This is a genomic window from Burkholderia sp. BCC0506 (genome assembly GCF_902833145.1).
In the GTDB taxonomy this organism is placed as follows: Bacteria; Pseudomonadota; Gammaproteobacteria; order Burkholderiales; family Burkholderiaceae; genus Burkholderia.
In genome coordinates this window covers 367,326-380,114 of the sequence record NZ_CADFEN010000006.1, presented here as the reverse complement: position 1 = coordinate 380,114, position 12,789 = coordinate 367,326, and the positions used below count along the sequence as shown (strand labels likewise).

Here is a 12,789-nt window from a genome sequence, read left to right as displayed (position 1 = left end):
GTTCTCTCGTTCGAATGCGGTGGTCGGTTACGACGAACGGGCCGCGTCGGCCCGCATGCGCAGGATCTTCGCGGCATGTTCGTCGGCGTCGCGCTGTTCGCGCTTCGCGGCGCGCTGCGCTTCCTGCGCGACGCCGCGCGCCTGCAGGATTTCATACGAGCCGACGGTACGTTTCTTCTGCTGCCAGTGCGGGCGCGCTTCGTCGATGCGCACTTCGGCCGCGGCGAGCACGGTGCGCTGCTGCGCGATCGCGGCATCGAGCGTGTCGATGAACGCCTGGAAATTGCGCCAGTTGCCGGCCGGCATCCCGTTCTGCGCGGATTGCGCGAAGCGCGCGTGATATTCGTCGCGATAGCGCAGCAGCGCGTCGAGCTGTTCGGCCGCCGCGGTGCGGTCGCGCTGCGCGGCGCCGAGCTGCTTCGCGGCCGAATCGAGATCTTCCTGCGCGCGGTCGAGCAGCAGCTGAAGGGGAAAGCCGTGGCCCATCGGGATCAGCCTCCGTAAGCGTCGAACAGCGCATCGAGCGCGGCGAGGCTCGATGCGAACGGCGCGCATTCGCGAAAGCCCTGCTGCAGGAACGCCTCGATGCGCGGGTAGAGCGCGATCGCGCGGTCGAGCTGCGCGTCGCGGCCCGGTGCGTAGGCGCCCACCGCGATCAGGTCGCGATTGCGCTGATAGCGCGACAGCATCTGCTTGAACTGCCGCACGTGGTCGAGATGCGTTTCGTCGATCAGTGCCGTCATCGCGCGGCTGATCGACGCCTCGATGTCGATCGCGGGATAGTGGCCGGCCTCGGCGAGCGCACGCGACAGCACGATGTGGCCGTCGAGGATCGCGCGCGCCGAATCGGCGATCGGGTCCTGCTGGTCGTCGCCTTCGGTCAGCACCGTGTAGAACGCGGTGATCGAGCCGCCGCCTTCGGGCCCGTTGCCGGTGCGCTCGACGAGCGCGGGCAGCTTCGCGAACACCGACGGCGGATAGCCTTTCGTCGCCGGCGGCTCGCCGATCGCCAGCGCGATCTCGCGCTGCGCCATCGCGTAGCGCGTGAGCGAATCCATCAGCAGCAGCACGTGCTTGCCCTGGTCGCGGAAATACTCGGCGAGCGACGTCGCGTACGCGGCGCCCTGCATCCGCAGCAGCGGCGACACGTCGGCCGGCGCCGCGACGACGACCGAGCGCGCGAGCCCGTCCTCGCCGAGGATCTGTTCGATGAATTCCTTCACTTCGCGGCCGCGCTCGCCGATCAGGCCGATCACGATCACTTCCGCGCTCGTGTAGCGCGCCATCGTGCCGAGCAGCACGGACTTGCCGACGCCGGAGCCGGCGAACAGGCCCATCCGCTGGCCGCGGCCGACGGTGAGCAGCGCGTTGATCGCGCGCACGCCGACGTCGAGCACGTGGTGGATCGGCTCGCGATCGAGCGGGTTGATCGACGGCGCCGACAGCGGCGCATCGACTTTCGACGCGAGCGGGCCGAGGCCGTCGAGCGGGCGGCCCGACGCGTCGACGACGCGCCCGAGCATCTCCCAGCCGACCGGCAGCCGCTTCGCGCCGGCGAGCGGATCGGCGACGGGCGCGCTTTCGCGCGGCCACACGCGTGCACCGGGCAGCACGCCCGCGACGTCGGTGGTCGGCATCAGGAACAGCCGGTCGCCGGCGAAGCCGACGACTTCGGCTTCCGCATGCGGCAGCGTGCTGCCGGGCGGCAGTTCGATCGTGCATTCGGCGCCGACCGACAGGCGCAGCCCGATCGCCTCGAGCACGAGGCCGGCCGCGCGCGTGAGGCGGCCGCACGGCCGCAGCGGCAGCGCGCGGTGGCTGCGTGCGGCGAGCCCGTTCAGGTGCGTGCGCCAGTGTGCGAGATGCGGATTGGGCGCCGCGCGCGGGGCGAGGCCGGTAGCGGAGGCCGCCGCATGCGGCGCGGCGTCGTCGGCGGGGTCGTGCGCGGCCGCCGGCCCGAATGACGCGAGCGCGAGCTCGCGTTCGAGCGGCGTCATGCCGTCGTGCGCGAGCGCGTCGGGCGAGCGCGTCACCACGTGCTCACCTTGCCGATCGCGGCGGCGACGCGCTGCCAGCGCGTGGGCAGCGTCGCGTCGACCTCGCCGGTCGCGGCGTGCGCGCGGCAGCCGCCGCGTTCGATCGACGCGTCGGTGCGCACGGTCCAGCCGAGCGTGTCGAGGTCGTCCTGCAGATACGCTTCGACGACGGGCAGGTCGGCCGGATTCACCGCGAGATGCGGCGCGCCGGACAGCGCGGGTTCGGCCGCGAGCACGTCGCGCACGGCGGCGACCAGCGCGGCCGGATCGTGCTTCACGTGCTGGCGCACGACCTGCTGCGCGATGTCGAGCGCGAGCTGCGCGAGCTCGGACGCGAGATCGTGCTCGACGCTCGAGACGGCTTCGCGAAACGACGCGGCGAGCGCCGCCAGTTGCGCGGCCTGTTCGCGCGCTTCGGCCTGGCCGGCCTCGAAACCCTGTTCGCGGCCCTGCTCGAAACCGGCCTGGTAGCCGCGCGCCTGGCCTTCGACGTGGCCGGCCGCATGGCCTTCGGCGTGCGCGGCGTCGCGCACGCGCTGCAGTTCCTCGGCGAGCGCGGCGGCGGCCGCCGCCGCGTCGTCGGCCGGCGGCGGCGGGGGCGGCGGGTCGAACGACGCCATTTCCCACCGCTGGTACGCGGTGAGGGTGCCCACGCGATCGCTCGCCGAATCAGACATACGCGTCTTCCGCCTTGCCGCCGATCGCGATCTGGCCGCTCTCGGCGAGGTTGCGCACGATCTGCAGGATGCGGCGCTGCTGCGTCTCGACTTCGGACACGCGCACCGGGCCGCGCGCGTCGAGATCCTCGGCGAGCAGTTCGGCCGCGCGCTGCGACATGTTCGCGAGGAACTTCTGGCGCAGCGCGGGCGGCGCGCCCTTCAACGCGACGATCAGCGTTTCCGACTCGACTTCCTTCAACACCATCTGGATCGCGCGATCCTCGAGGTCGAGCAGGTTCTCGAACACGAACATCTGGTCGACGATCTTCTGCGCGAGATCGGCGTCGTACTGGCGCACGCTTTCGAGCACGCCTTCCTCGTGCACGCTCGTCATGAAGTTCAGGATCTCGGCCGCGGTGCGGATGCCGCCCATCGGGCTGCGCTTCAGGTTGTCGCTGCCGGACAGCAGGCCCGTCAGCACGTCGTCGAGCTCGCGCAGCGCGGCCGGCTGGATGCCGTCGAGCGTCGCGATCCGCAGCATCACGTCGTTACGCAGCCGCTCGGTGAAGCACGACGCGATCTCCGACGCCTGGTCGCGGTCGAGGTGCACGAGGATCGTCGCGATGATCTGCGGATGCTCGTTCTTGATCAGTTCGGCCACCGCGCCCGAGTCCATCCATTTCAGGCCCTCGATGCCGCTCGTGTCGCTGCCCTGCAGGATGCGGTCGATCAGCACGCCGGCCTTGTCCTCGCCGAGCGCCTTGGTCAGCACCGAGCGGATGTACTCGCTCGAATCGAGCGACAGCGCGGTGTGCTGCTCGGCTTCCTTCGCGAACTCCTGCAGCACCTCCTCGACCTGCTCGCGCGTGACGTTCTTCAGCGCGGCCATCGCGGCGCCGATCTTCTGGACCTCGCGCGGCGCGAGGAACTTGAATACCTGCGCGGCCTCTTCCTCGCCGATCGACATCAGCAGCAGCGCGCTCTTGGTCAAGCCTTCAGCGTTCATCGGACACCCAGTTCTTCACGACGGTGGCGACGATCTTCGGATCCTGGCGGGCGATCGTGCGCGCGTAGTCGAGGTTGCGTTCGTAGCGGTTCTTCTCGTTCTCGAAGCCGAGCAGCAGCGTGTCGGGTTCCTCCGCCGCCTTGTCCGGCGCGGGCAGGCCGTCGAGCGCGACCGTGTCTTCCGGTGCCGCGAGCGCCGCGAGCGCCGGCGCGGCCGGCTCGGGCGGCGGGAACGCGCGGCGCATCGCCGGGCGCACGAACATGAAGTAGAGCGCCGCCGCGGCCGCCGCGATGCCGAGCCACTTCGCGGCTTCCTTCGCCATCGCGATCATGTCGGGCTGGCGCCACCACGGCAGGTCGGCGTACGGGTCGCTCGCGGTCGAGAACGCGCTGTTCACGACGTTGACCGAGTCGCCGCGCTTCGCGTCGTAGCCCATCGCGTCCTTCACGAGCTGCTCGACCTGCGCGAGCTTCGCGGGCGGCAGCGGCTGCATCGTCACGTGGCCCTTCGCGTCGGCGACCGGCTGGTAGTTGACGACGACCGCGACCGACAGCCGCTTCACGCTGCCCATCGGCTGTTCGGTATGACGGATCGTCTTGTCGAGCTCGTAGTTGGTCGTCTGGTCCTTGCGGTCGCTGACCGGCGTCGTCTGCGGCGCGTTCTGGCCGTTGCCGGCGACGATCGGCGCGGAGGCCGGCTGCGGCGGCGTGTTCGACAGCGCGCCCGGCACGCCCGACGCGCCGCCCTGCGCGAGTTCGGTCGCGCTGCTGGTTTGCTGGCTGCGGATCGCGGCCTGCTGCGGCGTGCCGTTCGGGCCGTAGCTTTCCGAGGTCTGCTCGATCTTCGAGAAATCGAGATCCGCGCTGACCTGCGAGCGTGCGTTGCCGGCGCCGAAGATCGGCGCGAGGATCGCGTCGATGCGCTTCTGCGTGTTGTGCTCGACCTGCTGCACGTACTTGAGCTGGCTCGCATCGAGGCCGGACGCGGACGCGGTCTGGGTCAGCAGGTTGCCGTCCTGGTCGACGATCGTCACGTTCCTGGCCGGCATGTCGGGCACGCCGGACGACACCATCCGCGTGATCGCCTGCACCTGGCCCTCGTCGAGCACGCGGCCGGGGTAGAGGTCGACGAACACCGATGCGCTCGGCGATTCCTTGTCGCGCACGAATACCGACGGCTTCGGGATCGCGAGATGCACGCGCGCGCCGCGCACGGCGTTGATCGATTCGATCGTGCGCTGCAGCTCGCCTTCGAGCGCGCGCTGGTAGTTGATCTGTTCGGCGAACTGGCTGATGCCGAATTTCTGGTTGTCCATCAGCTCGAAGCCGACCGAGCCGCCCTTTGGCAGCCCCATCGCGGCGAGCTTCAGGCGTGTTTCATGCACCTGGCTCGACGGCACGAGGATCGCGCCGCCGGCGTCGGCGAACTTGTAGGGAACGTTTGCCTGCTGGAGCGCGGCGATGATCGCGCCGCCGTCGCGGTCCGACAGGTTGCTGTACAGCACGCGGTAGTCGGGCGCCCGGCTCCACAGCACGAGCGCGGTGATCGCGGCGATCGCGAACGCGACGGCGATCACGAACGGCAGCTTCGGGTTGCCCTTCATCCGCGAGATGCCGGGAATGCGTTCCGCGAAGCCGCCCAGCCCGAAGTCGGCGCCTGCGCCGCCCGCGCCCGGCAACGCGGCGGCCGCGGCGGCGCCGGGCGCCGGGCTGAGGCCCGCGCGGGCGTCTGGGTTGATCAGCGAGTTGGCCTGCGAATCCATGCGTCGAGTTTCTCCGGAGCGGGACGACTGAGCTCGCTCGGACGAGCGGGCGGACAATGACACGATGCGATTATCGTGATCCGGGGCGCACTCCGATCGACCGAAAAGAGCGGGGTTTCCCCCGTACTTTCGCGGCTTTGACGCGCGCCGCGCTGCTATCCTTTTTCGCGATCCGGCATGGTGCGCGTGGTGCGGCGCCGGCGGGTCGCCCGGTGCGTCCGGGTCTCTTCTCTATGTCTGGGGACAGCATGACTGCGAACGTCAGCGGAATCGGTTCGGTGTTGCAACAGATGCAGTCGATGGCCGCGCAGGCCGCCGGCGGCGTCGCGAGCCCGACGGCGGCGCTGGCCGGCTCGGGCGCGGCGACGGCCGGCACGTTCGCGAGCGCGATGAAGGCATCGCTCGACAAGATCAGCGGCGACCAGCAGCGCGCGCTCGGCGAGGCGAAGGCGTTCGAGGTCGGCGCGCCGAACATCTCGCTGAACGACGTGATGGTCGACATGCAGAAAGCCAATATCGGCTTCCAGTTCGGGCTCCAGGTCCGCAACAAGTTGGTGAGCGCTTACAACGACATCATGCAGATGTCGGTGTGATGGCTGACCGGCGTCCGGCATCCGGGGGCGACCGTCCGGCGCCGGCGCGGGGCTTGCGCGATGAGGCCGGCGGGCCGGCATCGCGTGCCCGCCGGCAGCCGGCGCGCACCTAAAGCTTTACCGATCCCTTCCGATAACTCCGGTGAAGGCCGCGTCGTGGACCGCACGGCGGCGGCTCCCGTATAGCCAACGCAAATAACGAGGAGAAGCGCATGTTTTCCCCAGGACACGCTGGAGCCAGTGCGTACGCGCGTGTCGGCGTCGAGACCGGGGTGATGGGCGCCTCCCCGCACCGGCTGATCGCGATGCTGTACCAGGGCGCGCGGCAGGCGATCGCGCTGGCGCGCATGCATTTGCAGCAGGACAACGTGTCCGGCCGCGGCGAAGCGATCGGCAAGGCGATCCGGATCGTCGAGAGCGGCCTGCAGGCGTCGCTGAACCGCGACGCGGGCGGCGAGATCGCCGACCGGCTCGATGCGCTGTATGCGTATATCGGCCGGCGCCTGCTGGAAGCGAACGCGCAGGCGAGCGACGCGATGCTGGTCGAGGTCGACGGCCTGCTCGCGACGCTCGAGGAAGCATGGACGGGCATCGCCCCGGAAGTCGCGCGGATGGCCGCGCAACAGGTAGCGGAAGCATCACGATGAATCACAAGGCCGAATACTTCGCGCGTTACGAGGCGCTCGCCGCCGTGTCGGGCCGGATGCTGTGCGCCGCCCGCGACGCCGACTGGAGCGCGTTGCCGGGGTTGCAGGCCGAATTCATGCAGCTCGTCGACGCGTTGAAGGAGGCCGATCCGGGCGTCGCGCTCGACGAATCGGATCTCGGCCGCAAGCTCGACCTGATCCGCCGCATCCTGGCCGATGACGCCGCGATCCGCGATCTCGCGAGCCCGGACGTCGCGCGGCTGTCCGCGCTGTTCGAGGCGCGGCGCTCGACCCAGGTATTGACCGATCTCTATCGCGCGCGCGGCTAGGGCCGTGTTCCGGGTGACGGGCGCGAGGCGCCCGGGCCCGGCGCCGCCCGCGGCGCGCGCTCGGCCCGCGGGCGGCACGGCGTGCCGCGCCCCGGATTCGCAACGATGTGGCTGAGATAAGCAGGCTCCGATCATGACCGGTATCGACTCCGTTGCGGCCGCGCTGCTGGCGAGCCGCCTCGACAGCCTGCTGACCGGCACCGTATCGGCGCCCGCCGGCGGCGGCGCGACCTCGCAGGTCGGCACGCCGGGCGCCGGCGCGTCGTCCGCGCCGCCGGCCGGCAGCCCGCCCGCCGCACCGCCGGCTTCCACGCAGACCGCGCTGTCCGAGGTCGGGCGCGTGCTCGACGCGATCTCGCGCTCGGGCGGCGAGGCGACGCCCGCGATCGTCGGCCGGCTGCCGTTGCTGGCCGATCCCGCCGTGCTGCTCACCGATGCGCCGGTGCCCGCGCGGGCGCCGGCCGCGTCCGGTCCTGCCGCGTCTTCCGCGCCGGCGTCCGCTGAAACGTCGTCCGTCGCGGCGGCGCGCGACGCGGCCGCGCCGCCGCCGGTCGCGGCGCTGCGAGCGGCGCTCGCGCAGGCCGTGAGCGAGAGCGGCCTCTTCTACGAATCCCATCTCGCGCAGTGGCTGGCCGGCCAGCGTCCGCTCGCGGCGCTGATGCGCGAGCCGCAGGCGCGCCTCGCGACCGCGCTCGCGCCGGCCGACCCGGACGCCGTCCCGCACGAGTCGACCGACGTGCTCGACGAACTGCTCGCGCCGCGCCCGCCGCTGCCGGCCGACGCGCGGGCAAGCGCGCAGCCGCCGGCCCAGGGCGGCGCACCGGCACCGGCGCGCGACCCCGCGCAGGCCGCACCGGCAGCGGCCCGGCCGGGTGCGTCGTTTTCGCCCGACGCCGCCGATCCGCTGGCGGTGCACGCCGATCCGCGCTGGACGCCCGCGCGTGCCGAACTGGCCGCCGCATCGTCCGATCCGCAGTCGCAGCAGCCGCTCGCGACCGTGCACCCGGCCGCCGTGCCGCTCGTTCGGCAGCAGCTCGATGCGCTCGCGACCGACCAGTTTCGCTGGACCGGCGAAGCGTGGCCCGGCGCGCGGCTCGACTGGACGATCGAACCCGACGAGCCGGGCCACCGTGCGCCGCGCGGCGGCGGTGACGGCGACGCGGGCGACGGCATCGCATGGCGCACGCGCCTGACGCTGACGCTGCCGTCGCTCGGTACGGTCGATGCCGAGCTGGTGCTGAACGGCGCGCAGCTCGTCGCGCGGTTGCGCGCGAACCAGACGGGCGCCGACCGTCTCGCGCGCCACGAAGCCGCGCTGCGGCAGCGGCTCGAAGGCTCGGGGCTCAAGGTCGGCGGGCTGTCGATCCGCGCGATCGACGACGGGCCGGACGGCTTCGACCTGTTCGCCGCCCGGGCCGCCGCGGCCGCGTATGCGCGCGGCGCGGTCGGCGGCGCCGATGCGCGGGTGCCGGGCGACGAGGACGAGGCGCTGCGATGAGCATGACGTCCCGCAAGCGCGCGGCCGCGCTCGTCTACGATCCGAAAGGCGGCGATGCGGCGCCGCGCGTGGTCGCGAAGGGTTACGGCGTGCTCGCGGAGATGATCGTCGCACGCGCGCACGATGCGGGGCTGTACGTGCACACGGCGCCGGAGATGGTGTCGCTGCTGATGCAGGTCGATCTCGACGACCGGATTCCGCCGCAGCTCTATCAGGCGGTCGCGGACCTGCTCGCGTGGCTGTACGCGCTCGATCGCACCGAGCCCGCGCCGGACGCCGCCGCGCCGCGTTTTCCGCTGCCGCCGCTGCGCTGACGGGCCTGCCGCCACGCGGCTTCTTACGAACGGCTGTCTGCCGCTTGCGGGATCGTTCTGCCGGGATTTCCGGCCTATCGGTTGGTATCGCGCCGCAACCTGTGCCTTTCTTCCGCGTTCATGCGCACGCCCACCCTGCCGCGCCGTACGCGTACGGATTGAGCCGGGATTTGATTTATGTAATGATATCCATTCTCATTTTCATACTGCCCGGGCGGTGCGCATTTCTGCGCGCCGCCCGTTGTTTTGAACGAATGGATACTTTCGCGTGAACGCGCCCGAAACGATCGACCCGCCCAAGACGGGCATGCCGCGCGCCGGCGTCACCGTGCTGCACCCGGCGGGGCGCCCGCTGAACGACGACGAACGGGCCGCCCGCCGCCAGCGCTCGCGTCGCGCGACCTTCATCAAGTGGCTGCGCAAGGTGCACGGCTGGGTCGGGCTGTGGGGCGCGGTGCTCGGGCTGCTGTTCGGCGTGACGGGCGTGCTGCTGAACCACCGCGCACCGCCGCTGAAGATTTCGACCGGCGAGCCGCAGGTCGAGGAGATGCAGGTCGCGCTGCCGGATCCGGTACCGAAGACGCCCGCCGCGATGACGAAGTGGCTGCAGCAGGAGCTGCATTTCGACGGCAAGCCGGGCCGCATGCGCAAGGAGCCCGCGCAGGCCGTCGCATGGGGCGACAAACGCGTGATGCAGCCCGAACACTGGCAGTTCGGCGTGTTCGGGCCGCACCAGAACCTGCAGGCCGAGTACTGGGTCGGCAACGGCTACGTGTCGGTGAAGCGCACGGGTAACACGTTCCTGACGACGCTGAACAACCTGCATCGCGGCGTCGGGATGAACCTCGGCTGGGTGCTGCTGATGGACACCATCGCGGGATCGCTGATCCTGCTGTCGCTGACGGGCGTGCTGCTGTGGACCGAGCTGAACAAGCGGCGCACGGTCGGCGTCGTGCTGGTGGTCGGTTCGGTTGCCGCGGCGCTGGCGGCCGGCCTGGCCTGATCGGCGGTCGCGCCGGCCGGTGCCGGCGCCCGGTGCGAGCGGGGCTGCCCGCCGCCGTGGCTCAGAGGCCGCAGGCCGCGCCGCGGTTCGCCGCGATTTCGCGCGCGGCCTTCGCGCCTTCGACCTGCAGGATCGTCGGCAGCGACACGTTGTTCTTCGCGGCGGTGATCTCCGCGAGGATCGAGATCGCGATTTCCGGCGGCGTCCGGCTGCCGATGTAAATTCCGGCCGGCCCGTGCAGCCGGGCCAGTTCCGCTTCGCTCAGATCGAACTCGCGCAGCCGCTCGCGCCGCGCCGCGTTGTTGCGCCGCGAACCGAGCGCGCCCACGTAGAACGCGGGCGTCTTCAGCGCCTCCATCAGCGCGAGATCGTCGAGTTTCGGGTCGTGGGTGAGCGCGATCACGGCCGAACGCGCATCGAGCTTCATGTCGAGCACCGTATCGTCGGGCATCGTGTGGACGACGCGCGTGCCCGGCACGTCCCACGCATCGGTGTATTCCTCGCGCGGATCGCAGACCGTCACCTGATAGTCGAGCCCGACCGCGATCTGGCACAGATAGCGCGACAACTGGCCGGCGCCGATCACGAGCATCCGGTAGCGCGGCCCGTGGATCGTCACGAGCCGTTCGCCGTCGAACGCGAGCCCGTCGGTCGCTTGCGCCGGCGACAGCGACGCGCGGCCGGTCGCGAGCGTCATCGTGCGCGTGACGAGGCGGCCGGCCTCGACTTCCGCGCACAGCGCGGCGATCCCGCTGTCGCGCGTGAGCGGTTCGAGCACCAGCTGAATCGTGCCGCCGCAGGGCAGCCCGAAGCGGTGCGCTTCCTCGGCCGTCACGCCGTACTTGAGCGCTTCCGGGCGCGCATCGGCCGCGATGCCGCTTGCATGCACGCGGGCGATCAGGTCGTCCTCGATGCATCCGCCGGACACGGAGCCGACCACCAGGCCGTCCTCGCGCACGGCGAGCATCGCGCCTTCGGGGCGCGGCGACGAGCCCCACGTCTTCACGACCGTCACGAGCAGCACGCGACGCCCTTCTTCGAGCCAGCGCGCGCTGGATTTCAGTACATCGAGATCGACGCTTTCCATCGTTTCTTCCTGTTGCGGGACGGCCCGCCGCGCGGCGCCGTCGTTCGATGGCGGGATTATGAACCGCTCCGCGCGTGCGTGCAGGCGGCGCGCGGCGCGCGCGGGGCACATCCGGAGGATCGGGCAAGACATCGCGACGATCGGACAGTGATCGTGCGGTTTGCGGAGGATTGCCGGCAGAGGTGGGCGCGTGCGGAGCCGGTGCCGGCCCCGCATCGGATGCGTCATGGCGCGCCGCGCAGGCGCGCGATGACGGCGCTCAGTGCGCGTCGGGGTGGCCGTGCGCGAGCTTCGAGTGGTGGCGCGAATACAGGAAGTAGATCGCGAGGCCGATCACGAGCCAGATGCCGAACGCGGCCCACGTGACGGGCTGCAGGTTCAGCATCAGGAACAGGCACGACGCGACCGCGAGGATCGGCACCACCGGCACGCCCGGGCAGCGGAACGCGCGCGGCAGCTCGGGGTGCGTGCGGCGCAGCACGAGCACGGCGATCGACACCATCGAGAACGCCGCGAGCGTGCCGATGTTGATCAGCTCGGCGAGCACGTTGAGCGGCACGAGCGCGGCGATCAGCCCGAAGAACAGGCCGACCAGCCAGGTCGTCAGGAACGGCGTCGCATAACGCGGATGCACGCGCGACAGCGCGGCGGGCAGCAGCCCGTCGCGCGACATCGCGAAGATCACGCGCGTCTGGCCGTAGCTCATCACGAGGATCACGGTCAGCATGCCGAGCACCGCGCCGAGATCGATGAAGCCCGCGACCCACTTCTCGCCGGCGACCTGCAGCGCGTACGAGATCGGGTGCGAGATGTTCGCGTACCGGGCCGACGGCACGATGCCGGTCGCGACCGCGGCGACCGTCACGTACAGCACCGCGCACACCGCGAGCGACGCGATGATGCCGATCGGCAGGTCGCGCTTCGGGTTCTTCACTTCCTCGGCCGCCGACGACACCGCGTCGAAGCCGATGAACGCGAAGAACATCACGGCCGCCGCGCCGAACACGCCGTTCCAGCCGTGCGGCATGAACGGCTGCCAGTTCGCGGGCGTCACGTGGAACAGGCCGACCGCGATCACGAGCAGCACGACCGACACCTTGATGAACACCATGATGTTGTTGATGCGCGTCGATTCGCGGATACCGATCGACAGCAGCGTCGTGATCACGATCATCACGAGGAACGCGGGCAGGTTGAACCACGTGGTGACGCCCGGCACCGCGCCGGGCGCGGCCGTCAGCACGGTCGGCAGCGTGAGCCCGAAGCCCTGCAGCAGCGACTGCAGGTAGCCGGACCAGCCGACCGACACGGCCGACGACGCGAGGCCGTACTCGAGCATCAGGTCCCAGCCGATGATCCAGGCGACCAGCTCGCCGAGCGTCGCGTACGAATACGTGTAGATCGAGCCGGCGACGGGGATCGTCGACGCGAACTCGGCGTACGACAGCGCGGCCAAGCCGCACGCGATCGCGGCGATCACGAACGACAGCATCAGCGCGGGGCCGGCCTGGACGGCGCCGGTGCCGGTCAGCACGAAGATGCCGGTGCCGATGATCGCGCCGATGCCGAGGAAGGTGAGGTCGATCGCGCCGAGCGCTTTCTTGAGCCCGGCAGCTTGCGCGCCGGCGATCATGCGATCGACGTTTTTCTTGCGGAAGAGTGACATTGCGGATGAATCGCCAGCGCGCGCAGGCACGGCGCGTTGACTGAGTGAAAACCCGCAATTTTAGCCGATTTGGCGTGCAAGCCCCGCTGCGGTGCAGCGGAATCGTCCGGTAAAACAAGCGCTTGCACGCGAAATGGACGCGAAACCGGCGCGAAATAGGCGCGAAATAGGCGCGGTCGAGCACGGCGC

The 12,789-nt window shown here is 70.7% G+C and carries 13 protein-coding genes; 6 read left to right on the top strand and 7 right to left on the bottom strand.

Annotated elements, in window-relative coordinates:
• Window positions 1-27: 27 nt before the first annotated feature.
• Genes fliJ through fliF form a run of 5 tightly spaced genes read right to left on the bottom strand, consistent with a single transcriptional unit; the run spans window position 28 to window position 5,463 of the window.
• Window positions 28-486, bottom strand: coding sequence for a flagellar export protein FliJ (gene fliJ / locus HWX62_RS16820; RefSeq protein ID WP_175928105.1), 459 nt, complete (start codon window positions 484-486; stop codon window positions 28-30).
• A gap of 5 nt (window positions 487-491) precedes the next feature.
• Window positions 492-2,036 (bottom strand): flagellar protein export ATPase FliI, encoded by a 1,545-nt coding sequence (gene fliI / locus HWX62_RS16815; RefSeq protein ID WP_175928104.1) that lies wholly within the window; start codon window positions 2,034-2,036, stop codon window positions 492-494.
• Window positions 2,030-2,713 (bottom strand): flagellar assembly protein FliH, encoded by a 684-nt coding sequence (fliH, locus tag HWX62_RS16810; protein ID WP_175928103.1) that lies wholly within the window; start codon window positions 2,711-2,713, stop codon window positions 2,030-2,032. Before fliH ends, fliI begins: the two co-directional genes overlap by 7 nt.
• On the bottom strand, window positions 2,706-3,701 hold the full coding sequence (fliG, locus tag HWX62_RS16805) for a flagellar motor switch protein FliG (RefSeq protein WP_175928102.1): 996 nt from the start codon (window positions 3,699-3,701) through the stop codon (window positions 2,706-2,708). The genes fliH and fliG overlap by 8 nt, the downstream gene beginning before the upstream one ends.
• Complete coding sequence (fliF, locus tag HWX62_RS16800; protein WP_175928101.1) at window positions 3,691-5,463, bottom strand: flagellar basal-body MS-ring/collar protein FliF; 1,773 nt, start codon at window positions 5,461-5,463, stop codon at window positions 3,691-3,693. Before fliF ends, fliG begins: the two co-directional genes overlap by 11 nt.
• A gap of 248 nt (window positions 5,464-5,711) precedes the next feature.
• Between fliF and fliE the strand changes: the two genes are divergently transcribed.
• The 6 genes from fliE (at window position 5,712) to HWX62_RS16770 (ending at window position 9,847) form a co-directional block, all read left to right on the top strand.
• On the top strand, window positions 5,712-6,056 hold the full coding sequence (gene fliE / locus HWX62_RS16795) for a flagellar hook-basal body complex protein FliE (RefSeq protein ID WP_175928100.1): 345 nt from the start codon (window positions 5,712-5,714) through the stop codon (window positions 6,054-6,056).
• Between the two features lie 212 nt (window positions 6,057-6,268).
• Window positions 6,269-6,703 (top strand): flagellar export chaperone FliS, encoded by a 435-nt coding sequence (gene fliS, locus HWX62_RS16790; RefSeq protein WP_175928099.1) that lies wholly within the window; start codon window positions 6,269-6,271, stop codon window positions 6,701-6,703.
• On the top strand, window positions 6,700-7,032 hold the full coding sequence (locus tag HWX62_RS16785; protein ID WP_175928098.1) for a flagellar protein FliT: 333 nt from the start codon (window positions 6,700-6,702) through the stop codon (window positions 7,030-7,032). The genes fliS and HWX62_RS16785 overlap by 4 nt, the downstream gene beginning before the upstream one ends.
• Before the next feature lie 133 nt (window positions 7,033-7,165).
• Window positions 7,166-8,530, top strand: a complete 1,365-nt coding sequence (locus tag HWX62_RS16780; RefSeq protein WP_175928097.1) for a flagellar hook-length control protein FliK — start codon at window positions 7,166-7,168, stop codon at window positions 8,528-8,530.
• Window positions 8,527-8,844 (top strand): EscU/YscU/HrcU family type III secretion system export apparatus switch protein, encoded by a 318-nt coding sequence (locus tag HWX62_RS16775; protein WP_059583955.1) that lies wholly within the window; start codon window positions 8,527-8,529, stop codon window positions 8,842-8,844. The genes HWX62_RS16780 and HWX62_RS16775 overlap by 4 nt, the downstream gene beginning before the upstream one ends.
• A gap of 268 nt (window positions 8,845-9,112) precedes the next feature.
• Window positions 9,113-9,847: a PepSY-associated TM helix domain-containing protein gene (locus HWX62_RS16770; protein WP_126363801.1), complete on the top strand. Its 735-nt coding sequence runs from the start codon at window positions 9,113-9,115 to the stop codon at window positions 9,845-9,847.
• A gap of 61 nt (window positions 9,848-9,908) precedes the next feature.
• Here HWX62_RS16770 and HWX62_RS16765 read toward each other — a convergent pair whose 3' ends face one another.
• Together HWX62_RS16765 and HWX62_RS16760 are read right to left on the bottom strand one after the other, a co-directional pair.
• Window positions 9,909-10,934, bottom strand: a complete 1,026-nt coding sequence (locus HWX62_RS16765; RefSeq protein ID WP_175928096.1) for an XdhC family protein — start codon at window positions 10,932-10,934, stop codon at window positions 9,909-9,911.
• A gap of 259 nt (window positions 10,935-11,193) precedes the next feature.
• Window positions 11,194-12,600 (bottom strand): amino acid permease, encoded by a 1,407-nt coding sequence (locus tag HWX62_RS16760; RefSeq protein WP_175928095.1) that lies wholly within the window; start codon window positions 12,598-12,600, stop codon window positions 11,194-11,196.
• Window positions 12,601-12,789 lie beyond the last annotated feature (189 nt).